Source organism: Actinomadura logoneensis, from assembly GCF_003428695.1.
GTDB lineage: Bacteria > Actinomycetota > Actinomycetes > Streptosporangiales > Streptosporangiaceae > Spirillospora > Spirillospora logoneensis.
The window spans coordinates 13,736-37,266 of sequence record NZ_QURH01000338.1; the positions used below are offsets into that span (position 1 = coordinate 13,736).

General features: G+C 69.9%; 14 protein-coding genes. 4 read left to right on the plus strand and 10 right to left on the minus strand.

Going from position 1 to position 23,531, the window contains the following annotated elements; translation table 11 throughout:
• Positions 1-101: 101 nt before the first annotated feature.
• The 6 genes from DZF91_RS22340 to DZF91_RS22365 all read right to left on the minus strand — a co-directional run bounded on the left by DZF91_RS22340 (position 102) and on the right by DZF91_RS22365 (position 8,106).
• A complete protein-coding gene (locus DZF91_RS22340; protein WP_117359406.1) occupies positions 102-734 on the minus strand; it encodes a GOLPH3/VPS74 family protein in 633 nt (210 codons plus the stop codon).
• A 25-nt stretch (positions 735-759) separates the two neighbouring features.
• Positions 760-1,020: a hypothetical protein gene (locus DZF91_RS22345; RefSeq protein ID WP_117359407.1), complete on the minus strand. Its 261-nt coding sequence runs from the start codon at positions 1,018-1,020 to the stop codon at positions 760-762.
• A gap of 3 nt (positions 1,021-1,023) precedes the next feature.
• Positions 1,024-1,929, minus strand: coding sequence for an SPFH domain-containing protein (locus DZF91_RS22350; RefSeq protein ID WP_117359408.1), 906 nt, complete (start codon positions 1,927-1,929; stop codon positions 1,024-1,026).
• Positions 1,930-2,036: 107 nt separating this feature from the next.
• Complete coding sequence (locus DZF91_RS22355; RefSeq protein ID WP_117359409.1) at positions 2,037-3,584, minus strand: MFS transporter; 1,548 nt, start codon at positions 3,582-3,584, stop codon at positions 2,037-2,039.
• 161 nt (positions 3,585-3,745) lie between these two features.
• Positions 3,746-6,883 (minus strand): BTAD domain-containing putative transcriptional regulator, encoded by a 3,138-nt coding sequence (locus DZF91_RS22360; RefSeq protein WP_117359410.1) that lies wholly within the window; start codon positions 6,881-6,883, stop codon positions 3,746-3,748.
• A gap of 29 nt (positions 6,884-6,912) precedes the next feature.
• Entirely contained in the window at positions 6,913-8,106 is a 1,194-nt protein-coding gene (locus tag DZF91_RS22365; RefSeq protein ID WP_117359454.1) for an MFS transporter, read from the minus strand.
• 49 nt (positions 8,107-8,155) lie between these two features.
• On the opposite strand from DZF91_RS22365, the gene DZF91_RS22370 reads away from it, so the two are divergent.
• Positions 8,156-8,512 carry a MerR family transcriptional regulator gene (locus tag DZF91_RS22370; RefSeq protein ID WP_117359411.1) on the plus strand — a complete coding sequence of 119 codons (357 nt, stop codon included), beginning with the start codon at positions 8,156-8,158 and terminating at the stop codon, positions 8,510-8,512.
• A 436-nt stretch (positions 8,513-8,948) separates the two neighbouring features.
• Here DZF91_RS22370 and DZF91_RS22375 read toward each other — a convergent pair whose 3' ends face one another.
• The 4 genes from DZF91_RS22375 to DZF91_RS22390 form a co-directional block, all read right to left on the minus strand.
• Positions 8,949-9,386 carry a hypothetical protein gene (locus DZF91_RS22375; protein WP_147341265.1) on the minus strand — a complete coding sequence of 146 codons (438 nt, stop codon included), beginning with the start codon at positions 9,384-9,386 and terminating at the stop codon, positions 8,949-8,951.
• Positions 9,379-11,952, minus strand: a complete 2,574-nt coding sequence (locus tag DZF91_RS22380) for a HelD family protein (RefSeq protein ID WP_147341266.1) — start codon at positions 11,950-11,952, stop codon at positions 9,379-9,381. Before DZF91_RS22380 ends, DZF91_RS22375 begins: the two co-directional genes overlap by 8 nt.
• A gap of 95 nt (positions 11,953-12,047) precedes the next feature.
• Entirely contained in the window at positions 12,048-12,701 is a 654-nt protein-coding gene (locus DZF91_RS22385) for a DUF4352 domain-containing protein (protein WP_117359414.1), read from the minus strand.
• Positions 12,702-12,721: 20 nt separating this feature from the next.
• On the minus strand, positions 12,722-13,576 hold the full coding sequence (locus DZF91_RS22390) for a ribonuclease HI (RefSeq protein WP_158588012.1): 855 nt from the start codon (positions 13,574-13,576) through the stop codon (positions 12,722-12,724).
• Between the two features lie 198 nt (positions 13,577-13,774).
• Between DZF91_RS22390 and DZF91_RS22395 the strand changes: the two genes are divergently transcribed.
• The 3 genes from DZF91_RS22395 (at position 13,775) to DZF91_RS22410 (ending at position 23,387) form a co-directional block, all read left to right on the plus strand.
• Positions 13,775-15,748 carry an N-6 DNA methylase gene (locus DZF91_RS22395; RefSeq protein ID WP_117359416.1) on the plus strand — a complete coding sequence of 658 codons (1,974 nt, stop codon included), beginning with the start codon at positions 13,775-13,777 and terminating at the stop codon, positions 15,746-15,748.
• Positions 15,749-16,258: 510 nt separating this feature from the next.
• Entirely contained in the window at positions 16,259-19,360 is a 3,102-nt protein-coding gene (gene drmD / locus DZF91_RS22405; RefSeq protein WP_117359418.1) for a DISARM system SNF2-like helicase DrmD, read from the plus strand.
• Position 19,361: 1 nt separating this feature from the next.
• Positions 19,362-23,387 (plus strand): Eco57I restriction-modification methylase domain-containing protein, encoded by a 4,026-nt coding sequence (locus tag DZF91_RS22410; RefSeq protein WP_117359419.1) that lies wholly within the window; start codon positions 19,362-19,364, stop codon positions 23,385-23,387.
• Positions 23,388-23,531 lie beyond the last annotated feature (144 nt).

Consider the following 23,531-nt stretch of genomic DNA (forward strand, 5'->3'; position numbering starts at 1 on the left):
GGAACGTCGAGCCGGAACGACCCGCTCGGGACGGTCTGGCCGCAGCTCCGTCCCTCGCGCGCCGCTCCGTCCCTCGCGCGCCGCTCCGACTCCGGCGGGCGTCAGCCGGTGGCGCTCGCCATGACGGCGCGCTGCTGGCGGATGGCCTTCCGCAGCCCGGGGGCGGCGGGGCCGCTGCGGGCGGTCAGCGCGGCGATCCGGGCGCGGTACCGCCGGTTCTCCGCCCGCGGGACGACCGTCCTCACCTCGCCCGCCGCCGCCAGCGCGACCGCCGCGGCGTCCAGGCTGTTCACGTGCGCCGCCGGACGGCCCCGCAGCGCGGAGCTGACGCTGCCCGACAGCGCCTTCAGCACGCGCGGGTCGCGCACCTCGACCGCCGTCACCGGGAAGAGCCCGAGGACGCGGCGCGGACGCAGCCGGATCCAGCCGCCGCTCTCCAGCTCGTCCCGGACGGTCCGGACCATCCGCCGCGCGTCCTTGCGCACCCAGTGCGGCCACGGCCGCGGACGCGACGCGCCGATCTGCGCGACCACCCCGTACGGGTCCGGCCCGGGCGTCCCGGGGACGGGCTTGCCGTCCTCCTCGCCGAGCCGTCCGTCCAGGTAGAGCTCGGTCAGCGCGGCGGCCCGCAGGACGAATCCCAGGTGCTCCCCGCGCAGGGCCGGGCGCTGCTTGCGCGTGTCGTAGGCCAGCAGGAACATCCGCTGGGGCAGTGTCTCGGGGATCGCGACCATGTGACTCGTCCTCTGCTCTCCGGCTCTATTCTCCGTCCGGATCCCCCGGGGGGTCCTCGGCCGGCGCGGCGGTGTCCGTGCCGCCGCTGTCGTCCTTGGCCGGGCGTCCCGGCCTCCGCATGCGCCCCGCGTCCTTCGGCATCCGGCCCGCGTCCGCGAGGGCGCGCCGGAGCAGGAACTCGATCTGGGCGTTGGTGCTGCGCAACTCGTCCCCGGCCCACCGCGCCAGCGCGTCGTGCACGGCGGGATCGAGCCGCAGCAGGATCTTCTTGCGCTCGGTGGCCACGGCTTACTGGTACAGGGAACCGGTGTTGACGACCGGCTGGGCGTCGCGGTCGGCGCAGAGCACGACCAGCAGGTTGCTGACCATCGCGGCCTTGCGCTCCTCGTCCAGTTCCACCACGTGCTCCTCGTCCAGCTTGGTCAGGGCCTGCTGCACCATGCCGACCGCGCCGTCCACGATCCGCTGCCGGGCGGCGACGACCGCGCCCGCCTGCTGGCGGCGGAGCATCGCCTGGGCGATCTCCGGCGCGTACGCCAGGCGCGTGATCCGGGACTCGACGATCTTGACTCCGGCGGACGCCACCCGCAGCGCGATCTCCTCCGACAGCTGGCCGGTGATCTCGTCGGCGTTCTCGCGCAGCGAGGTGCGGTCGGCGGCGTCGTAGGGGAAGGCGCCCGCGATGTGCCGGACGGCCGCCTCGGTCTGGAACGCGACGAACTCGACGAAGTCGTCCACCTCGAAGACGGCGCGCGCGGTGTCCTCGACCTGCCAGACGACGACCGCCGAGATGTCGATCGGGTTGCCGTCCAGGTCGTTGACCTTCGCCGTGCCCGTCTCGTGGTTGCGGATGCGGGTGGACACCCGGCGGCGCGCGGTGATCGGGTTCACCCAGCGCAGCCCGTCGGTGCGGACCGTCCCGGTGTAGCGGCCGAGGAGCTGGAGGACGCGTGCCTCGCCCGGCGCGACCGGCGTCAGGCCCGCGGCGACCACCAGGCCGGCCAGGACGGCCAGGGCCCCGACGACGACCGCGACGACCGAGCCGGCGCCCTGGGACGCCACACCCCCGGCGAAGGCGGCGACCCCCGCGATGACCAGCAGCAGGGCGAGCCCCGCCATGGGCCATCCGTTGGTGTCGCGGGCGGGCCGCTCGGCGACCTTCGGCCGCGGCATCTCCACCTGTGCTTGTTCCATCGTTCCTCCTTGGCTATGGCACCAATCTAGCAAAGTGATATCACTTTTCCAAGGGGCGGAGACGCCGACGGCCCGCCGGAGCGGGCCGCGCGCCGAGAGACGCGGGATCAGTGGGCGGTCTCGAGCTCCGGCTCGGTCCCGGCGTCCTCCTCGATGACCTTCGGGACGGACCGCAGCGTCACCAGCGCCGCCACCGCCACCAGCGCCGCGAACCCGGCGCTGACCAGCAGCGCGGCGTGCATGCCGTCCAGGTAGGCGGCGCGCGCCAGGTCCACGACCCGCCTGCCGAGCCGCGCCGGAAGCGAGCCCGCGACCTGGACCGCCGCGGGCAGCGAGTCGCGGACGGCGTGCGCGGCGGACCCGGCCACCCCGTCCGGGACGGTGATCCGGTCGCGGTACACCGCGGTCAGGACGCTGCCCAGGATCGCCATCCCCAGCGCCCCGCCCAGCTCGGTCGCCGTCTCGGCGATCGCGGACGCCGCGCCCGACCGCTCCCTCGGCACCGAGGCGAGCACGGTGTCGCCGGTGACCGTCATCGCCATCCCCATCCCGAGCCCGGACATCGCCATCGGCAGCACCAGCGTCCAGTAGGGCGTGTCCGCGCCGACCAGCGTGAAGGAGGCGAACGCCGCCGCGGCGACCGCGAGCCCGACGGCGACCGTCCGGGCCCGTCCGAGCGCGGTGATGAGCGGCGGGGCGACCGCCGCGCCGCCGACCATCGCCGCGACCGCGCCGGGCAGCCCGGCCAGCCCGGACCGCAGCGGCGACCAGCCGTACACCATCTGGAACAGGATCGAGAAGATCAGCGACTGCGCGACCAGCGCGAACATGGCGAACAGGTTCGTGACGATGGCCCCGGTGAACGCCGGGCGGCGGAACAGCCGCATGTCGATCAGCGGGTGCGCGACCGTCGGCTGGCGTCGGACGAACCACACCAGGGCCACCAGGCCGACCGCCGCCGCGACGCCGATCCGGGGGTGCGCGATCCCGTGCGCGGCCGTCTCCTTGATCGCGTAGACCGGGCCGAGGACGCCGGCGACCGACAGCGGCACGCTCGGCACGTCCAGCCGCCCGGGGTTCGGGGTCCGCGACTCCGGCAGCACCAGCAGGCCCGCGACCAGCGCCAGCAGCATCACCGGCACGTTGATCAGGAACACCGAGCCCCACCAGAAGTGGTTCAGCAGCGCCCCGCCGACCACCGGCCCGAGCCCCACCGCCAGGCCGCCGACGCCCATGAGCAGGCCGACCGCCATCGTCCGCTCCTTCGGCTGGACGAACACGCGCCGCACCAGCGACAGCCCGGACGGCATCAGCGTCGCCCCGGCCACCCCCAGCACCACCCGCGCCGCGATCAGCCACTCGGCGGACGGCGCGTAGGCGGTCGCGGCCGACGCCGCGGCGAACAGGGCCACCCCGCCCAGCAGCACCCGCCTGTGCCCGAGCCGGTCACCGAGCACGCCCATCGTGATCAGCAGTCCGGCCAGCGCGAACCCGTACGCGTCGGCGATCCAGAGGATCTGCGTGGCCGACGGGCGCAGGTCCGCCGACAGCTTCGGCACGGCCTGGTTCAGCGCCGTCAGGTCGATGTTCGGCACCAGTGCGATGACGGCGCAGACCGCGAAGGTGCTCCATTTGCGAGCCGTGGTGATCTCCATGCCCCGGACTCTCCGCCCGGGCGCTCACCATCGCCGCACCGTCCACGCACCGCCCCGGTGCGCGCCGCACTGTTCCGGCGCGGGGCAGTTCCCTCTCGCTCCACGTCGCGCTCCCGCTTCGGCGTGCCCGCGCTTCGGCGTGCCCGCGCTCCGGCGCCCGGTCAGCTCGACAGCGCCTCGGCCTTCGCGTCGTCGGCGGACAGCCCGGCGCCCCGCTGGTACAGCTTCTCGAACGCGTCGTCCCCGATGGCGGCGCGGACGCCCGTCTCGATGCGCCGCAGGTCGGGATCGCCGGCGGGGGCCGACCCGGCGAGCGACGTGGCCGCCCCCAGCAGCACGGCCGCCCGCTCCGGGTCCCCCTCGGCGAGCGAGACGCCCGCCAGCCCGAGCGCGGCGCCCGCCCGGTGCATGAAGATCGGATGGTCGAACGACAGGGACAGCGCCTCGCGATGCAGTTCGCGTGCGCGCGCGAGGTCGCCGTCACCCTCGGCGATCCAGCCCAGCCCGACCTTCGCGGCGGCCCTCGTCGCGACGGCGAGGAAACGCTCGGACACGAAGCCGGTGAGGGCCGTCTCGAACAGCCGCCGCGCCTCCTCCGCGTCACCGCTCAGCCGCGCCACCTGGCCGAGGCCGTGGTAGGCGGCGGCCGTCTTGTCCGGAGTGCCCGCGCGCAGGCTCAGTTCGCGCGCGGCCTCCAGGTCCGCGCGCGCGGCGTCGAGGTCCCCGCTGTGCAGGTGGACCTCGCCGCGCCGGGACAGCAGGTCGGCCGTGTCCTCCAGCGCGCCCAGGTCGCGGGTGAGGGTGAGCGCCTCGTCCAGCAGGCGCAGCGCCCGCTCCCGGTCGCCGAGGCGGTCGGCGATGTGGGCCTGGGGGTCCAGGGAGTTCGCGACGCCCCAGCGGTCGCCGAGCGCGCGGAAGCCCTCGACGGCCGCGGCGCACGAGGCCTCCGCCTCCGCCAGCTCACCGCGGAACTGCAGCATGTACCCGTCGCTCATCCTGAGCAGCGACCGCGTCCACGGGTCGTCGCCGATCCAGTCGGCGTAGGCCGGCTGGGCGTCGGGGTCGGGGCCCGCCGTCAGCGCCCACAGCACCATCAGCGAGGGCCGCCGCAGCGAGCACCGGAGGGCGTTCACCACCGCGGTCGCGCGCTCCATCCACGCCGCCGCGCGCGGACCGGACGCCCCCGCCGTCAGCGCGTTCGCGACGCACAGGACGTACTCCTCGTCGAGTTCGGCCGGGACGTCCGCGCCGATCCCGTCGAGCAGCTCCTCGATGAGGGGCGCGGCGTCCACCCGTCCGCGCAGCCACCAGTACCAGGACAGCGCCGCGACCAGCCGCATCGCGGACGGACGGTCCTCCCGCACCGCCCCTCGCAGCGCGGCGTGCAGGTTGACGTGCTCGTCGGTCAGCCGTGCCAGCCATTCCAGTTGCCGGTGCCCGCGCAGTTCGGTGTCGGCGCGTTCGGCCAGGTCGAGGAAGTACCGGACGTGCGCGGCCCGCATCCCGGACGTCTCCCCGGCCTCGTCCAGCCGGTCGGCGCAGAACGCCCGGATCGTCTCCAGCATCTGGAAGCGGACGCCGTCGGCCGTCCGGACGAACGACTTGTCCGCCAGGCCCTCCAGCAGCTCCTCGGCGTCCGGGACGTCGCAGACCGCCCGCGCCGCCTCCCGCGTCCAGCCGCCGGCGAACACCGACAGCCGCCGCGCGAGGGTCCGCTCGTCCTCGTCCAGCAGGTCCCAGCTCCAGCCGACGACCGCGCGCAGCGTCTGGTGCCGCGGCTCGGCGGCCCGGCTGCCGCGCGAGAGGAGCCGGAACCGGTCGTCCAGGCGCGCCGCGACCTCGGCCACCGGCAGCGACCGCAGCCGCGCCGCCGCCAGCTCGATCGCCAGTGGCATGCCGTCGAGCGCGGCGCAGATCCGCCGGACGTCCGCCGCGTTCCCCTCGTCCACCACGAAACCGGGCCGGACCGCCGCCGCCCGTTCGGCGAACAGCCGGACCGCCGGGAAGTCGGCCGCCTCGTGCGCGCCCGCGTCGTCCGGCGGCAGGGGCAGCGGGGAGATGGGGCACAGCGTCTCGCCGGTCACGCCGAGCGCCTCGCGGCTGGTCGTCAGCACGCGCAGGTCCGGGCAGGCGGTCAGCAGCCGGTGCGCCAGCCGCGCCGCCTCCTCCACGACCTGCTCGCAGTTGTCCAGGACGAGCAGGACGCGCCGTCCGGCCAAGCCCGCCACCAGGCGGTCCACGGGGTCGGTCACCTGGTCGTCGCGGCGCATCCCGAGCGCCACGACCACCGCCGGAGCCACCTCCTTCGCCGTGCCGGCGGTCGCCAGCTCGACGAAGCGGACCTCGCCCTCCCGCCGCCGGGCGGCCTCCACGGCCAGCCGCGTCTTGCCCGCCCCGCCCGGCCCGAGCAGCGTCACCAGCCGCCCGTTCGCCAGCATCTCGTCGATGCGCCGCAGCTCGTCCTCCCGGCCGACGAAGCTGGTGAGCTGCGACGGGATCGCCCGGACGGCCTCCGCCTCCTCGACCACCGCGGGCCGGGCCCGCTCGGCGCCCGCGGCGGGCTTCTCCAGGTCGCCGCGGAGGATCGCCACGTGCAGATCGGCCAGGTCCCCGGACGGATCGGCGCCCAGCTCCTCGGACAGCACCTGCCGCGCGCTCTCGTACTCCTCCAGGGCCTCGGCCTGCCGCCCCGTCCCGTACAGGGCGCGCATGAGGAGCCCCCGCGCGCGCTCCCGCAGCGGATACGCCTCGACGACCTGCCGGAGCCGTTCCACCGCGGCCCCCGCCATCCCGGCCGTGATCTGCGCCTCGGCGAGATCCTCGACCGCCGCGACGCGCGCCTCCTCCAGCCGCGCCGCCTGCCCCTCGGCGAACGGCGCCACCCGGACGTCCGCCAGGGCGGGGCCGCGCCACAGGCCGAGCGCCTCCTCCAGCAGCTCGACCGCCCACGCGGCCTCCCCGCCGCCGAGCGCCCGCCGCCCGTTCCCCGCCAGCTCGGTGAACCGCAGCGCGTCCACCCGCGCGTCCTCGACGACGAGCCGGTACCCCGCCGGATGCCCCTCGACCAGCGACGCGTCCCCGAGGCCGCGCCGCAGCCGCGAGACCTGCGACTGCAGCGCGTTCATCGCCCCGGACGGTGCGTCCTCCCCGTACAGGCCGTCGATCAGGTGCTCGGTCGTCACCACCCGTCCGGCCGAGAGCGCCAGCATGGCCAGCAGCGCGCGCACCCGCGGGCCGCCCACCGCCACGGTCTCTCCGTCGAGCCGCGCCTCGACCGGTCCCAGGACACCGAACTCCATGTAGTCAATTCTCCCGTATTGGACGCGTGTTACCGCGAAACCCCGACTTCGGCACTCCGATGCCCCACATCCTGGTGCCGAACCCCAGGTCGGGGGAGTGCGAGATAGGACAAACCCAACCCCGCGACGCTGAGCACCGCGCCGACGAGCCCCGTCCACCGCGTCCCCACCCCCGAGACGACGACCCCTCCGACCACCGAACCCAGGGCGATCCCGATGTTGAACGCCGCGATGTTGACCGAGACCGCCAGCGTGGGCGCGCTCCCGGCGTGCTTGAGCAGCAGGGTCTGCAAGGTAGGCGTCGTGGACGAGGCCAGCAACCCGAAGGCCAGCACCGCCGCCACCGCCCCGACTTTCCACGGCAGCGCCAGCGCCACCACCACGAGGACGACCGCCAGCCCGCCGAACGTCCCGCGCACGGTCCACTCCAGCGACCGGTCGGCGAGCCGCCCGGCGACCAGTCCACCCGCCAGACTGCCCACTCCGTAGATCACCAGCAGCCCGGAAACCGCCGCGGCCCCGAACCCGGCGACGTCCCGCAGCGACGGCGCGAGATACGTGAACACGGTCGAGACGGCGGCCATCCCCACGGCCGTCGTGGCCACCACCAGCAGAACCGGCCGCGACACCACCGTCCGGACCTCGTCCCGCACCCGTGTGGCCCCGGTCTCGCCGCCCGGCAGCAGAACCCCCAACGTGACCGCCATGACCAGCGCCAGCCCCGCCAGCAACGCGAACGGCGTCCGCCACCCGGCGCTCTCCCCGAGCAGCACCCCGACCGGAACGCCCAGCAGCGTCGCCACCGAGAACCCGGCCGCCACCCCGGCGATCGCCGACCCGACCCGGTCCGGCCGCACGATCCTCGTGGTCAGCATCAGCGCCAGCGTGAGGAACGCCGCATGACTCAGCGACGCCACCACACGTCCCGCGATCAGCACCCCGTAGGACGGCGCGACCGCGCACAACCCGTTCCCCAGAGCGAACAGCACCAGCAACGCCACCGCCAGCACCCGCCGCGGAACCCGCACCGTCGCCGCCGTCAGCAACGGCCCGCCGAGAACCACGCCCAGCGCGTACGCGGTCACCGCCTGCCCGGCCGCCGCCACCGAAACTCCCAGGTCAGAGGCCACCTGAGGCAGAAGCCCCGACACCAGGTACTCCGACGTCCCCACCACGAAAACACTCGCGCCCAACGCCGCGAGCAACACCACGATCCGGCTCATGCGCAGCACGCTAAAATCTCACACCGATGTGAGAGTCAAGGGAGCGTCCATGCGCATCGGCGAACTGTCCCGGCGCACCGGAGTCTCGGTGCGCCTGCTCCGCTACTACGAGGAGCAGGGCCTCCTGCACCCGACCCGGCTCCCCAGCGGCTACCGCGAGTACGCCCCCCAGGACGTCGAGGCCGTCCGCCGCATCCGCGCCCTCCTGGCCGCCGGCCTCACCACCGCCACCATCGCCACCCTCCTTCCCTGCCTGAAGGGCGACCCCGACCGCCTGGTCCCCATCTGCCCCGACCTGGTGAAGGACCTCCAACGCGAACGCGCCAGAATGACCGCCGCCATAGAAGCCCTGGAAACCTCCCGCTCCCTCCTCGACACCGTAATAACCGCCGCCCACCCCACCTGATCCTGCGGCCTCAGCCGCTGTGTCGGCTCGCCAGTCACCGAAGGAGAGATCGCGAGTCTCGACCGAGCGGTTCTGGGAGCGCGACGATTCCGGTCATCGCCCGGGAACGATGGTCGCCACCGAGCGGCCGTCGCCGGAGGGTTCCGCGCCACGACCGACGGCCGACTCCGCGCCCGACTCTTCCGCGCTCCGCCGGGCGTTGGACCGCAGGACCCGATGGTGATGCGGTTGATTCTGGTGACGGCGGTCCGACGCTTCGTCTCCGCCCTCGGCGACGACTGCCCGACCTTCAACGAGGCCCCTGCACCGCCACCGGGGCATCGGCGTTACCCGCCACCTCCCGGAGCCGGTGCGCGAGCCCCGAGGTAGTCCTCTTCCTCACCAGCACGCTCCTCGATCGCCGGCCGCCTCGGCGATGGGCGTACGTAGCGGCGCTCTACCAGTCGTCGAAGGAGAGATCCCGAGCCTTCTCCTCCCATGGCAGGTCCCACATCTGGGCCTCGACGTCCGGATGGAGGATCCGCTCGCTCGGCTCTTGGAACCACACGACGACCAGGTCCGTACGCCACCAGTCGCCCACTGCCCGCGGAGTGGGCGGCCCGTGGAAGAACCCGATGCAGCGGAGCGGCGGCAGAACCTCCGTCGGATCGTGAGGCCGCCGCTCGTCCAGTTTGATCACCGGCGGAACGAGATGGACGGGCATCTCGCCGCGGCTCGCACTCTCAAGCGCCCTCTGGACGAGGCGGTCGTTGAACCGCTTCGATGGTCCGCCTTCGATCAGGCCGCCATAAGTCTGCGTGACATTGAGAGAGGTGAGCAGTAGTTTCCCGACGCGGATCTGGACGGAGCAGATTCCGGGTACGATTTCACTCAACTCCGCCGGCCTCCCGTCCCAGCGCGATGCCGATACCCTCGCCACTCCAGCTCCCACCGTCACGCCAGATCAGCGCAATGCCGAAAGCGTCACGAAGGACGTCTGCCGCCCACGGCTGTTCGGGTTCGCGAGGCAGCACGACGAAGCGGTGATCAGCCTGTCCCCCCTCGGCGTACTGGACCTCCATGAGTCGAAGGACCGCCTGCCGTATCGCCGGGTAGGCGTGCCCACCCTCGCCGAGCACCTCGTACAGCATCCGTCCAGCCGGCCCTTCGCACACGATGTCGGCGGTGGGGGAATCGGTCACCGGAGCGAGGCGCGCCGCGAACAGTGCGGAGACGAGCGAGTACCGGACGCTCTCATGAACGTGGCATTCCCGTTCCTCGCGGACCGAGCGCTCCAGGTCGTCGAGGAACGCCTGGAAACCGCTCTCGTCCCGGCTCTCCGCACCGGCTGTGGTCATCGGCTCGTCCTCCAAAGTCGCTTCGGTCGTCGGGTCCAGCTCACGGGGGAGCGGCGAGTGGTGCACGATCGTGAGCGACTGCGTGCACCGGGTGAGCGCGACGTACAGCTCTCCCAGACCGCCGGGTTCCTGCGATGCGATCGCAGCGGGTTCGACCAGCACGACGTGGTCGAATTCGAGCCCCCGGCATTCATCGGCGCGCAGGACCCGCGCGTCGTCCGAGCCGATCCCGGTCACGCCATCGGGGACGATCACAGCCACCGAGCGACCGTCACCGGACAGTTCGGCCGCGCGCGAGACAGCCGTTCCGTCCACCTCGTCCGCCGCGACCCGGAGCACGGTCACGGCCTCTTCGCCACCGGGCCGGACCGATTCCGGGAAGCGGGTGTTCGGAGCGAGTACGCGCGCCAACGGCGCCGCGAAGTCCATCACTTCCCGGGGCACTCTGTACCCGATGGTGAGCTGCTCCAGGTGCCACCCGTCCACACCGGCGAACACCTGCGAAAGCTCCAGCTGCTCCAGGTGCCACCCGTCCACACCGGCGAACACCTGCGAAAGCTCCGACCAGTCGTTCCAGCGGTGGAGACCGGACGACTGCGCGAGATCACCGAGAACCGTCAGGGAACCGGACGGGCACCGACGGGCCAGAGAGCGCGCCTGCATCGGGGTGAGGTCCTGAGCCTCGTCCACGACCAGGTGGCGGTAGCGCGGCGGGCCGTCGCCGTTCAGCAGATGGCGCAGTTCCTCCAGGCAGATCTGGTCTTCCAGGGACCACGGCTCCTCGGTCATCCGTTCGCGGCGCTCACGCAGAAGCGCGGCCTGCTCGCCGTCGTCGAGCACCCCGGTGGCGGCGCGACGCAGGAACTCCGCGTCGGTCAGCAGATCACGCAGCACCTGTTCCGCGCTGAGCCTGGGCCGCACCGAGTTGACGATCCGCTTCACCTGGGGATGACGCTCTATCCGCTTGCGCACGCCGCTGTCGTGACGCCTCGAAGAGGCATCGTGGTAGGCGGCCGTGAGAGCGTCCACGAGCCGGGTGCCGAAAGCGAGGCGCTGCGCGTTGTACGCCCCGCTCTCCCAGGCGAGGAATTTCTCGAGATCGGCTTGGGGTACAGAGAGGAACGCCCCCTCGAACACGAAGGCGAACGCCCCGTCCTTGAGATGCCGCGTCAGGGCGCGCGTGCCGCCCTGCTGCTCGATACCCCGCCGCAGAACGGTCGCCATGCGCGCGGACGACTTCACGAGGCGCGCCGGAAGCGGATCGACCCCCCGAGGTTCGTCCCAGAGACGGTCACGCTCCACCAACGTGACGCCGTGGGTGCCGAGCCGGGGGAGAACCTCCCGAACGTGCTCCAGGAAGCCCCGATGCGGACCGACGACGAGCATGTCGCCACGCCTGAAGATGTTGTTGTAGAGCAGCCATGACACCCGGTGCAGCCCTACGGCGGTCTTCCCCGTACCGGGGCCGCCCTGGATGACGAGCACGCCGTTCCGCCGATCGGCCACCAGCATGAGCTGCTCGCGCTGGATCGTCTCCACGATGTCGCGCATCCGGCCGTCGCGTGCGCGCTCCAGGTCCTCCAGCAGGAAGTCGCGCAGGCGCTCGATGCGCCGGGCCGGCGGCTCGTCCGCCACCGAGGCCACGGCCTGCCCGTCCTCGCCGGAAGAGCGCGGTACCACCAGCTCGTCGTAGTACTTGCGCACGATGCCGCCCTGGCAGGCCAGCCGCCTGCGAAGCCGGACCTCGCCGGGCTCGTTCAGCGTCGCGGTCATCCACTGGACGACGCGCGGTGTCTGCCAGGAGGCCACGACCACCTCGCCGTCCGCGTCGCGGACGAGCCGGCGCCCCCAGAGGCAGGACCGTTCGACGCCGTCCTCGACGAACGCGACGCGTCCGGCCACCAGCGCCTCGTCGCCGAGATCGTCCTCGAGCTGGAGCTCGGGCGCGACGTCGGGGATGAACGCGGTTCCGGCATGGGCGTCGGTGACGTCCGACGGCGTGCCCAGCTTCTTCCGAAGCTCCTCGAAATGGCGCGCGCGGCATGCGTACGCATGGTCCACCGCACGCTGTTCCTCCGCGATGACTACGGCACGGTCGGTCACGCCGGGCTCCTCTCAGCGAGTGCGCTGGCAGCAGATCGTAAACAGCAGCAGTGACAATCGGCAGGAAGGTGGGTAAATCGTGATCTTGCGGGCTATCAGTGGCCGCCGAGCGGAACCGTGACGCCCCCGGAGAACATCGAGTCGTGCAGGCGCAGTTCGCGGAACCTGGTCCCGCGGGGAACGTCGTAGACGAGGATGCCCTTCACCGCGTTTCCGGGATTGATCTCCTCGAAGAGCGATTTGGCCTCTTCTCCCAGGTAGGCGGCCGCTTCGTTGTCCACTTCGAAAATGCGGCCACGAGTGTCGACGAGCGTCTGGTTGCTGCCGAAGAACGTCTGCGACTTCTTGCCGATGTTGGCGATCTGCAAGTAGACGAACACGTACTGCCCCTGCGCCGACTTGCCGAGGTACTCGTCGCCGACCCGCTCGACCCCCTTCTTCACCTTCGTGACCGTGAAGGCGAACTTGCCGTCCCGGTACTCGTGCCCGATCCCATTGGTGATGGTGGGTGAGGGCTTCGGCTGCTTCGTCTCGGCCTTGGTCGCCCTCGAAGCAGCGGTCGACGTCGTGGACGGCTTCTTCTGGGGAGCGCCGGGCGAGCCGCCGGCGCTTCCGATCAGCGCACCGCACGCGCCCAGCAGCACGAGCAGGCCGAGCGTGCCGCCGGCGGCGATGAGACACCCCTTGCCGGCACCGCCCTTCTTCGGAGCGGGTCCCTGAACATGGAGGGGAGGCTGGTTCGGATTCATGATGTCTCCTTGCGAGGGGGTCAAGCGGCCAGGGCGTGCGGGTCGTCCTGGTCGTGCCAGGCGGCCAGGAAGGCCTGGACGAGGCCTTCGGCGCGGGCGACGGCATCGAAGCGCCGCGTCGCCCGACGCCGGGCGATCGACGCCAGCGAGTCGGCGGTCTCGTTGAGCGGATGGCCCCGATGGGCCTTCACGTGCTCGAACCGCAGGTCGGGGCGTTCGGCCACCCGCTCCGCGAGCCGGACGAGCGCGGCCGGCTCGGTCGCAGTCGGACGTGCGTCGTAGCCGCACGGCATGGGCGCGGTGCCGGAGCTCTGCCAGCTACGGAGGAACTTCAGGGCGGCCATGCTGTCGACCAGAACGACGTCCGCGTCGGCGTGCTCAAGGAGCAGCGCCACAGCGTGGAGCTCACCGATCACCACCGGGTCCGCGCCCGCGAGTGGGCGTCCGGAGCCCTTGTGGCCGCGCATTCCCCAACGGCCGTCGCTGACGACGTAACCGACCCCGGTGACGTTCTTCCACCAGCTCGCGTCCGTGGCGGCGACCAGAGGGAGCGAGGCCCCCGCCCACTCGGTGAGGCTCCGGTGCACCTCGAGAGGGGGCCGTCGCTTCGGTGGAGCCACCGGACCCTGCGGGCAGTCCGCCAGATGACCGCCGTGCTCGGCGTAGTACACGGCCTCGCCGATCAGGAGGCCGGCCCACTCCTCGTCTCCGTGCCGGGCGGCTGTGAACGCGAGCCCGAGAGCCTGCCGGACGACCTTGCAGACGTGGCACCCGTACGCCCGAGTGGCGCCGGCCCGCACCGACTGAGCCCGGGCGGCGAGCTCCGTGGACAGCGCGCGGAGCTCCTCGTCGAACCGGTGGAGAGATAAGGGCATGCACGACATGGCGTCAGCTCCGTTCACGGGGGGCGCAGAACCTTCCGACGCCCTCATCAAAGCACGAGATGCGCGTGAACACAATCAACCAGCAACCGTGAATCAAATCAACCGGTCGGAGATCGGTTGAGCGCGCTGGTACGTGTAGCGTCGGATCGAAGGCGTCGCTCCGAACGACGACGAGCCGAGGAGGCACCTGTGGCCCAGGACGCAGCAGTCACCGCCGCCGAGATCGCGCGACTGGCCGGTGTCGGGCGTGCCGCCGTCAGTAACTGGCGGAAGCGGCACGACGACTTTCCGCAACCGGTCGGTGGCACCGCCACCAGCCCCACGTTCTCCCTCTCGGAGATCCAGGACTGGCTGGGCGCTCAAGGCAAGCTCTCCGGAGCCACCGCCGACGAGTTCCTCTGGCAGGACCTCCGGAAACTCGCTGACGAGGGGAACCTCGCGGACGTCCTCACCCTCGCGGGTTCCTTCCTGCTCTATCTGCATCGTGCTCCGGGCGCCTGGGCATCGCTCGAAAAGCTCAGCGATGAGCAACTGGCCCGCGAACTACCCGAGGCGGTCGGCGGCGACTTCGTCTCGCCGATCGCGAAGAAGCACGTTCCGATCGTCCGCCGCGTGGCCGAGCTCGCGAGCGAGCGCAGCCCACGCGACACCTTCGAATTCCTCCGCGCCCGTTACCTGGACCTGCACAAGCGCCGCGCCTACGAGACGCCGCCGGCCGTGACGTCCCTCGCCACCCGTCTGGCCGGGCCGGGCGTCGAGACCGTCTTCGATCCGGCCTGCGGCTCGGGCGGTTTCCTCTTGGCGGCTCTGGAGAACGTCCGGCCGACCCGCGTCGTCGGCCAGGACATCGACGCGGACCTGACCCGACTCACCGCCCTCCGCCTGGCCCTCCGCACCGAGAACGTCGAGATCCGCTCGGGCGACTCCCTCCGCGACGACGCCTTCCCCGAAGTCGAAGCCGACCTGGTCGCGACCGCCCCGCCCTTCAACGACCGCAACTGGGGATACGACGAGCTCAGCACCGACCTGCGCTGGGAGTACGGCCTCCCGCCCCGAACCGAACCAGAGCTCGCCTGGGTCCAGCACGCCCTGACGCACACGCGCCCCGGCGGCCTCGCCGTGGTCCTCATGCCGCCCGCCGCGGCGAACCGCCGCGCGGGACGCCGCATCCGTCAGCAACTCCTCCGTCGAGGCGCCCTCCGAGCCGTCATCGGCCTACCTCTGGGTGCCGTCCCCAACATGGCCGTCCCCTTGGCCCTGTGGGTGCTCCGCCGCCCCACGCCCGGCGAGCGCCCGCCCAGTCAGGTCCTCATGGCCGAAGCGTCGGACGGCTTCGCCGACCGCACGCTGGACGCGTGGCGACGCTTCACCTCCGATCCCGAGGTCGACCTTGACGAACCCGGTCAGGTCAGGGCCGTGCGGATCATCGACCTCCTGGACGAGGAAGTCGATCTGACGCCCGCCCGCTACATCGCGCAGCCGACCGGCGCTCTAGCGCTCGACCAGGTCGAGCAGCGCCGCGCCGAAGTACTGGAGCTGCTGCGAGGTCTGCCCGCGCTCATCCCCGAAGTACAGGCCGCCCCCCAGCTGTCGGACGCGCCACTGATCTCCGTCGCCGACCTGGTGCGCATGGGCCACCTTGCGCTCGTCCATGCGAGCTCGTCGAGCAAACACGACAACGAGTCCCTTCCCAACGTCCTCACCGTGGACGACGTGACGCGCAATCGGCAGCCCGTCGCGTCCACTCATCCCACGGCTCCGGACCACGTCGCCCTCCAGGCCGGTGACGTCGTCGTCCCGGCCGTCATCCGGACACCCGCCGCGATGGTCGTCGAACAGGCGGGCGGAAGCCTGGGCCGCCATCTGCTTCTTCTCCGCCCGGACCCGAACTTGCTCGATCCGCACTACCTGGCGGGCATTCTGCGCAGCTCGCTGAACATCAGGAACTACACGGCGACGTCCACCAGCTACCGTGTGGACATCCGCCGCGCGGAGATCCCCGTTCCGGCCATCGACGTGCAGCGTGGTCACGGTGAGGACTTCCGCCGGTTGTACGAGTTCTCGACGCGGCTCCGACTGGCGGCCGACGTCGGCACGGACCTGGCCGCGCTCATCACCGATGGCCTCATCGACTCCATCCTCAAGCCCCGCAGGGCTCGTTGACCCGCGGCCAGGGCTGGCCCGGGGCCACGTCGTACCTTCTGGTCCTCGGGGAGAAGAGGGCCATCGCCTGGGCCCTCAAGACTCAGCGCACGGCCTTTCCGAGGACGTCGCGCGTTGAGGTGCAGCGGATGATCTCCGGCGCCCGCTTCTCGCGCTGCCGCCCCATGGCGCGGACCTGCTCCGCGCTCGCCTAGACTCCGTCGCCGGCGATCCCGGCGAGAACATCGACGGCCCTCTCGACCGCGCGTGATCCGGCTGTCAACCGTGACGTGCACCCCGGCGTCTAATGATCATGTCGGTTCACCGGACCGGGGCAATGCAGAACCGAGTCTGTTGTTAGGCGCACGCGGCATGTGAACGCAATACACAGGCAAATCGCTTGTGGACGGCATGGTCATTATGTCCTAGGATGCCGGCAACGGGGTAGAGGTGCTTGCGACCTTCCACCCCGTCACGCCGTGCCCTGTGCTAACAAGTGAACGGCGCCTGTGACTCTGGGTGAGGAGAACCGTGGCTTCGACGGCTACCGACCAAAAGCCTGTCCCCGGCGCGCTCGTGCAGGTGCGCGGCCAGCGCTGGGTGGTCAGCGGTGTGGACGAGCGCGGAACGAGCAGCCTCGTCACCCTGCAGAGCGTCGAGGACGGCCGGTACGGCGACACCCTGTCGGTCATCTGGGAGGTCGAACCGGGACGTCGGACCCTGCCCAGCGGCTCGCTTCCCGAGGTCGCGAAAGACCGCTTCGACTCGCCTGAGCGACTGGCGGCCTTCCTGGACGCCGTCCGATGGGGCGCGGTCGCGTCCGCCGACGTCAAGACCCTCCAGGCGCCGTTCCGCTCCGGTGTGACGATCGAGGACTACCAGCTCGAGCCGGTGGCCCGTGCCATGGACGCGCCTCGCGTGAACCTGCTTCTCGCTGACGACGTCGGCCTCGGTAAGACCATCGAGGCGGGCCTGGTGGTCCAGGAACTCCTGCTGCGCCAGCGTGCCCACCGCATCCTCATCGTCTGCCCCGCGGGCCTGACGGTGAAGTGGCGGGACGAGATGGCCGAGAAGTTCGGCCTGGAGTTCACCGTCATCGACTCCGAGCGTTGTGCCGAAGTCCGCCGTACTCATGGCAGCGCGGCCAACCCCTTCGAGGTCTACCCGCACGCCATCGTCTCGCTGCCCTGGCTGCGCGGTCCCAAGGCACAGCGGCTGCTCGACGAGGTCCTGCCACCGGACGGCCCGGCCTATCCCCGCACGTTCGACCTGCTCGTCCTGGACGAGGCGCACCACGTCGCGCCCGCCGCCCCGAAGCAGGTCTACGCGGTGGATTCCCAGCAGACCAAGCTGATCCGCAAGCTGGCCCCGCACTTCACCCACCGGCTCTTCCTGTCGGCGACGCCGCACAACGGCTACCAGGCCAGCTTCACCGCTCTGCTGGAGGTCCTGGACGACCAGCGGTTCGCCCGCGGGATGGATCCCGATCCCTCCGCCGTGAAGGAGACCGTGGTTCGGCGTCTCAAGCGCCAGATCGTCACAGCCGACAACAAGCCTCGCTTCACCCGGCGTGATGCTCGCGAGATCCTCGTGCGGTACCCCGAGGATGAGCTGGAGATCCACGGACTGCTCAAGCAGTTCGCCGAAACGCGCCGTCGCCGCCTCAAGCAGGTCAAGGGACGCAAGGCCGCCGACCTGGTCACGCTGCTCTTGAAGAAGCGCCTGTTCTCCAGCCCCGCCGCCTTCGCCCGAACGGTCGGCGTCTACATGGAGACCCTTCAGCACAAGGGCAAGCCCGCTCTCGCCCCTGAGGACGAATGGCTCGACGACTTCCTCGACGAAACCGCCACGCTCGACGACGAAGCGCTGGACGAGGCCGAGACCGACGCCCTTGCCCGAACTCAGCCGCTCATCGAGAAGGAGGACGACGAACTCGCCCTCCTCAAGCGGATGCACGATTGGGCGCTCGCGCACGAAGCCCAGCCCGATGCCAAGGCCAAGGAACTCATCGACTACCTGACGGCGATCTGCAAGCCGGGCGATGAGTGGACGAACGAGCGCGTCATCGTCTTCACCGAGTACCGCGACACCAAGGACTGGCTCCGTGATCTCCTGCGTTCCCAGGGCTTCGGCGCCGACCGGGTAGCCGAGCTGGACGGGAGCATGGGCGCCTCCGAACGCGAGGCGCTCCGGCTGGCGTTCCAGAAGTCGCCCGCGGAGCACCCGGTGCGCGTCCTGCTGGCCACCGATGCCGCCAGCGAGGGGATCGACCTGCAGAACCACTGCCACAGGCTCGTCAACTACGACATCCCGTTCAACCCCAACAAGCTCGAACAGCGGATCGGTCGTATCGACCGGTACGGGCAGACCGAGACGCCGGAGATCCGCCACTTCGTCGGCACCGGCTGGGACAAGGCGGTCGACTCCTACGAGGCCGATCTGGAGTTCCTGTCCCGGGTGGCCAAGAAGGTCGCGCAGATGGAGGAGGACCTCGGTTCGGTCAACGCCGTCCTCGCGGATGCCGTCCAGCGGCGCCTGCTCGGCGAGCAGGTGGACGTGGAAGCCGAGACCGCCAGGGCGGCCAAGAAGGACAAGATTCCGGCCGACTCCAACGTGGGAGAACAGGTCCGCAAGCTTCACGAGACCGTTCAGGCCACCATCCAGGAACTGCACATCTCGCCGCCGGGCATCAAACGGGTGGTGGACACGGCTCTGGAGTTGGCGCGTCAGCAACCGCTCAAGGAAGCCGTCGACCCCGATCCCGGGGTGTACGAGGTTCCGATCCTGACCGGCTCGTGGGAACGGGCGTCCGCCGGCCTGCTGGAGAAACTTCCGCCGGAAGGACGGGAGCCCAGGCAGCTTCCGATCACCTTCGACCAGGCGGTCGCCAAGGGCCGCGACGATCTGGTGCTCGCTCACCTCGGGCACCCGCTGGTCGCCATGTCGACTCGCCTGCTGCGCGCCGCCGTATCGAACGACAAGATCGATCTCAACCGTGTGACCGCGGTGGTCTACGACGACGATGATCTGGAGAGCACGCTCGTCGCCGCCTTCTCCAGGTTCGTGCTCGTCGGTGCGGACGGCGTACGGCTGCACGAGGAAGTCCTGCACGCCGGCGGCTGGGCACCTGAGAACGGACGTTTCCGGCGGTGGGAGAACGTCAACCGGTTCGGTGACCTGCTCGACCGGGCCCTCACCCATGGCCACGCGGCGACAGGCCGTATCCACGAGCGCCTCGCCGCGCGCTTCGACACGCTGCGCCCCGGCCTGGAGAGTGCGATCAGATGGCGCACCGACACCCGCCGCGAATCGCTGGAGCGCCAACTGGCCCAGCGGCAGGACGCCGAATCCAAGCGGATCATCGCCAACATCGAGCAGTTCTCCGCGGCGCTGCGCGACAAGCTCGCTCAAGGCGACGAGGAGGACACGCTGTTCTCCGCGATCGAGACGCGTAGTCGCGAAGAGATCCGCCAGTACCAGAACGACCGCCGCTCCTGGGAGCACCGTCTGAGGCGGCTCGCCGACGAACGGGACCTGGAACTGCAACAGATCGCGGCCCGCTACGCCGCTCCGCAGTCCCACTCCTTCCCCGTCGCCGTGATCTTCGTCGTGCCGCAGCGAGAGGCCCTCTGAGATGCCCCGTTTCCCCAAGCACAAGTCCGCCGAGTTCAACCACAACGACTGGTTGAGCCTGATCGACGTCTCGGGGCCCTTCCTCAGCATCCCGGTGCTGCGCCGCGCCTGGCCCACCCTGGACGCCCTCGACAAGGCGACCCGCGAGCGACTCCGCCTGGAGCACACGGCCCTCCCGGGCGCTGAGTGGATCAATTACGTCCTCACCGGACTGCTCGGCTGGGACGAGGCCGTCCACTTCGAGGGACTCGACGCCCTCGCCATGGACGTCCCGGAGCACGAGACCGAGGTCGTCCCGTCGTTCGCCCTGCTGGAGCCCGGCACCGCACCCGGAAGCGATGCCAAGCCCGTCCGTCTTCTCGGCCTGATCACCGAGGACAGTCCGACCAGACGAGTCAAGGACTCGGCCTGGGCGGCGACGCCGGTGGACCGCCTCGCCCAGCTCTGCCGCCATCACGACGTGGAACTCGGCCTCGCCACCGACGGCCGATGGTGGGCGCTGGTCTGGGCACCACGCGGCGGCGTGACGGCGACGGCCGTCTTCGACGCCGTGAACTGGCACGAAGCCGCTGAGCGGGACGTCGTTCGCGCGTTCGTCTCGTTGCTGCGCCGGGAGCGGTTCTTCTCGGTGCCGGACGACGAGACCCTCCCGGCGCTGCTCAAGGCCGGCCTGGACAACCAGGAGGAGATCACCGAGGCGCTCGGCGTCCAGGTGCGGCAGGCGGTGGAACTGCTGGTGGCCGCCATCGGCCGCGCTCACACGCGCGACAAGGACCAGGGCGGCGAGGGCCTCGGCGACATCTCGGCGCACGAGGTCTACCGCGGAGCCGTCGCGGTGATGATGCGCGTGGTGTTCCTGCTGTTCGCCGAGGAGCGCGGCCTGCTGCCGTCCGACAAGGAGCTCTACCGGACGGCCTACTCGGCGGGCCTGCTCTGCCAGGAACTCGAAGAGCGCGCGGTCAAGGGCAGCGAGGAGGACCTCGAGCACACCCACACCGGATGGCACCGGCTGCTCGCCCTGTTCAACGCCGTCTACCACGGCGTCGACCACCCCGACATGCAGATGTCCGCGCTCGACGGCTCGATCTTCGACCCGACCACGTATGCGTGGCTCCCGCACGCCATCGACGACCGGACGGTCCTGCACATGCTGCGGTCGGTCCAGCACGTCACGATCGGCACGGGCAAGTCGCGCGAGCGCCGCAAGCTGTCCTTCCGCGCACTGGACGTCGAGCAGATCGGTTACGTGTACGAGGGCCTGCTGGCCTTCGAGGGCTTCTACGCCACCGAGACGATCGTCGGGCTGGTCGGCAAGGCGGGCCTCGAGGAAGAGGTCGCGCTCAGCGCGCTGGAGAACTTCGCCGCTCAGTCGCCGGACGTCCCGACGCTGGCCGCCACGCTCGCCAAGGAGTACAAGGACTCCGGGATCGGCTCGGCGAAGGCGCTGGAGAAGCGCCTGGCACCCCTCTCGGACGCCGACAAGCAAGAGGCCCGCCGCCGCCTGCTCGCGGTGACCAACGGCGACTACCCGCTGGCCGAGCGCCTGCTGCCGTTCTACGGCCTCATCCGCACCGACCTGCGCGACCTCCCGGTGGTGATCCTCACCGACGCGCTGTACGTGACCGAGTCGTCCCTGCGGAAGAACACCGGCACCCACTACACGCCGCGCTTCCTCGCCGAAGAGGTCGTCGAGGGCGCCCTCGAACCACTGGTCTACGAACCGGGCCCCCTCCAGACGGCCGACAAGAGCCAGTGGAAGCCGAAGTCCTCGAAGGAGATCCTGGACCTCAAGGTCGCCGACATCGCGATGGGCTCGGGCGCGTTCCTGGTGGCGGCCTGCCGCTACCTGGCGGGACATCTGATCGAGGCCTGGGCGCGCGAGGGCGAGGAGGGCGCGCGCGAGTTCCTGGACCAGCCGGGCTACGAGACGGCCGACATGGACGCGGACCCGGTCGTCATCAAGGCCCGCCGCAAGGTCATCGAGCACTGCCTGTACGGCGCGGACATCAACGAGATGGCCGTGGAGATGGCCAAGCTCTCGCTCTGGCTCGTCTCGATGGACCCGCACCGCCCCTTCACCTTCCTGGACGACCGCCTGATCACCGGCGACTCCCTCCTCGGCATCACCTCACTCGACCAGCTCGAAGTGATGCACATGGACCCGAAGCGCGGCCGCGAACTGCACAAGGACGCCCTGCTCGACTGGACAGCCGGAGCCCGCGAGGTAGCCCGCGACATCGCCGCCAAGCGCCGCGCCATCACCGCGATCGAAGGCACCACCCTCGAAACCCTGGCCGCCAAGCGCGCCCTGCTGAAGGAGACCGAGGAAGAAGTCCAGGAAGCCTGGTTCTACGCCGACCTAACCGTCGCCGCCGCTCTCGCCCATGCGAAGAAGGGGCCCACCGGGCTGGACACCGCTTCCATCCTGGCTTCAGGAGCCGCCCAGGAAGCCGCCTCCTCGGGCCGGATTAACCCGGCTTCCTGCGACGAACTTAGCGAGTGGCTGAACAAGGACGTGTCGGCCCACGCCTTCCGTCGCCAACCGATCCACTGGCCGCTGGTCTTTCCCGAAGTCTTCGCTGAGGGAGGCTTCGACGCCGTCATCGGAAACCCGCCCTTTCTGGGGGGGACTAAAATTACTGGACCGCTGGGTATGGCTTATCGAGAATACCTTAGCGAGGTGGTTGCGGGAGGAGTGCGCGCAAGCGGCAGGGCTGACCTTGTTGCATATTTTCTTCTCCGTGGGCAAGGCCTACTCGTTGGATCTGGTCAGCTAGGAATCGTTGCAACTAATACTCTGGCCCAGAGTGACACGCGAGAAGTTGGACTCGATCAGATCATTTCGGGAGGGAGTTGTATTCGCCGGGCTGTCAAGAGCGCGCCTTGGCCATCAAAGTCGGCAGCGCTAGAGTATTGTGAAGTATCCATTACGCGCGCTTCAATGGGAAGAGAGGCCAGCTACGTACTTAATGGTGAGCAGGTAAAGTCAATCACTGCGGCACTCGAAGTTGGGTCCAGAGTTTCTGGAAGCCCTTTCCGCTTGCGAGCCAGTCAGGGAATTTCTTTCCAAGGCTGGAAATTGGACGGCATGGGGTTTGTGCTAACTCCAGATGAGGCCCGGGCACTGCTGGACCGTGACCCGGTCAACAGGGAAGTCATAATGCCCTATATCGTAGGGCAGGATGTTAACTCGCGGCCAGATGTCTCGGCGAGTCGATGGGTAATAAACTTTCGAGATTGGTCACAGGATCAAGCTTCAAAATATAGCGACCCGTTTGCGCGAGTGGTCTCTCTAGTAAAGCCCGAGAGGCAGGAGAATAATCGGAAGAGTCATCGCGAAAGATGGTGGCAGTTTGCCGAAACCCGCCCAGGTCTGGTTAGGGCTATTTCTAAACTCGACAGAGTCGTCGTCATCACCTTGCACACAAAATTTGCAATTCCAGTTTTCGCCCAGACCGGGCAAGTGTTCTCGCATGCATTGGGTGTTTTTGCATCCGCCGACCCGTCAATGCTGACGCTATTGAGTAGCTCTCCTCATTTTTGGTGGGCTGTAAAATGGTCATCCACCTTGGGGGGGACGATTAGATACACATCTTCCGATGTCTTTGAAACGCTTCCCCTCCCTGAAATGACTCAGGAGATGCGGGAACTGGGAGATAGGCTCGATCGGGTCCGGAGGAACGTGATGCTTGCGCGACTATCTGGGTTGACGGCCACGTACAATCTCGTTCACAGTCAGGCGAACAATGATCATGACATTGTGGAGCTGCGGGAAATTCACAGGCTGGTCGACGAGGCTGTTTGCCGGGCGTACGGATGGGGCGACTTGATTCCACAGCTCGCTCACGACTACTACAGTCTTGGGCACGAGACTCGCTACACCGTCGCCCCAGCAATCCAGCGAGAGTTTGTCGATCGCCTGCTGGAGCTGAACCACGAACGGTACGCCGCCGAGGTCGCTGCCGGCCTGCATGACAAGAAGGGGAAGAAGAAGGCTCAGAAGGTCGAGAATCCCGGCCTCTTCTAGCTGACGCGAAGCCGTCCGCGGGGTGCGCCCGCACTGAAGGGCGCGCCCTCTTTTGGCTGCCTGATATCAGATTGTCGATTTCTCGACGGCATTGTGTATGGTTGAGGAATCATCTAACCTGGCGCTTCCAAACCGTTTACCTTA

What these genes read in the sequence shown, in the direction of transcription:
- DZF91_RS22340 (WP_117359406.1), bottom strand. Translation starts at nt 734, where the DNA reads ATGGTCGCGATCCCCGAGACACTGCCCCAGCGGATGTTCCTGCTGGCC.
- DZF91_RS22350 (WP_117359408.1), bottom strand. Translation starts at nt 1,929, where the DNA reads ATGGAACAAGCACAGGTGGAGATGCCGCGGCCGAAGGTCGCCGAGCGG.
- DZF91_RS22355 (WP_117359409.1), bottom strand. Translation starts at nt 3,584, where the DNA reads ATGGAGATCACCACGGCTCGCAAATGGAGCACCTTCGCGGTCTGCGCC.
- DZF91_RS22360 (WP_117359410.1), bottom strand. Translation starts at nt 6,883, where the DNA reads ATGGAGTTCGGTGTCCTGGGACCGGTCGAGGCGCGGCTCGACGGAGAG.
- DZF91_RS22365 (WP_117359454.1), bottom strand. Translation starts at nt 8,106, where the DNA reads ATGAGCCGGATCGTGGTGTTGCTCGCGGCGTTGGGCGCGAGTGTTTTC.
- DZF91_RS22370 (WP_117359411.1), top strand. Translation starts at nt 8,156, where the DNA reads ATGCGCATCGGCGAACTGTCCCGGCGCACCGGAGTCTCGGTGCGCCTG.
- DZF91_RS22385 (WP_117359414.1), bottom strand. Translation starts at nt 12,701, where the DNA reads ATGAATCCGAACCAGCCTCCCCTCCATGTTCAGGGACCCGCTCCGAAG.
- DZF91_RS22390 (WP_158588012.1), bottom strand. Translation starts at nt 13,576, where the DNA reads ATGCCCTTATCTCTCCACCGGTTCGACGAGGAGCTCCGCGCGCTGTCC.
- DZF91_RS22410 (WP_117359419.1), top strand. Translation starts at nt 19,362, where the DNA reads ATGCCCCGTTTCCCCAAGCACAAGTCCGCCGAGTTCAACCACAACGAC.